The following is a 952-nucleotide window of genomic DNA, read 5'->3' as shown; positions in this document are numbered from 1 at the left end:
TGTTTTGCTAAAAGAGTAATGCCCTCTTTTTGAGACCACGATTGCAGCACCATCATAACCATAGTACTTAATCGCTCGAAATAAGCCTTCATGGGCAACGCCCTTGAAGTTTCCTTCGGGTGGAAAGGCTAAATTTCGAGCCGCCCAAAGAGCTGTGATATTGGCAATGGTGCCGCCTGAGCACATTGCCCCCAATGCATGCCCTGCATCGTGCATCCACTTGCTATAAAAATCACTGTCTTCAGCGTATACCAGGCGGTGCAACATCCCGAGCACCTGTCTCTCTAGGGGCGTAAACGCTTTCGAGGTTTCGGTTTTTACCAGGTTCTGGTTGAGCGCAATCATGATCTTGGAAAGCGGCAACATGAAATAAGGTAAAGCAGAGGTCATATGACCAACGAAGCTAGGCGATGAGGTGTGAACAGACTGCGCAACTATTTTATCTAGAAGAAATTGAGTATGTTCGGATACAAAAATGGGCTTTTCAGGAATCCTGGGATCAGAAAAGTCTTTTTCCATTTCTTGCAAATCATGTTCGACCGCGACGATATGGTCCTGCATAAATCCTGCAAGATTATTAGAAACGTCTTTATCAATACGGCTAAGAGTAGAGTCTGGTGCTTCGGGTACTGTAAATACTCGATACATACTCTCTATGCTTGCCTGAGCAAACTTCTGCTTATGGTATAACTTGTCCAACATAGCTCACAACGTAGATTCAATACCCAAAATTTGAACGGGCGCTAGTATAGTCGGTCGTACAAAGGATAACCAGCCAAGGTCTCTTGCAATGGACCAATATCGTTTAAAAAACCTTATTGACTGGGAAGAATTGCCAAATCACCACTCTTTTGAAGCGATGCCAGCAACTGCTCCTTTAGATTTTTCACACTTTGATATTCAAGCTGAGCCGTAATTTCCTGCTCGACTTGATAAAAAGGCTTGGCAATAT

Annotated in this window: 1 pseudogene; it reads right to left on the bottom strand. The window is 43.9% G+C overall.

Annotation, left to right across the window (positions count from 1 at the left end):
* Window positions 1-702, bottom strand: a pseudogene (locus A3729_RS02675) (pyridoxal-dependent decarboxylase); the annotation flags it as partial.
* Between the last annotated feature and the right edge of the window lie 250 nt (window positions 703-952).

It is taken from the genome of Oleiphilus sp. HI0043, assembly GCF_001634935.1.
The sequence above is the reverse complement of the archived record's forward strand: the minus strand, read 5'-3'. Positions and strand labels throughout refer to the sequence as shown.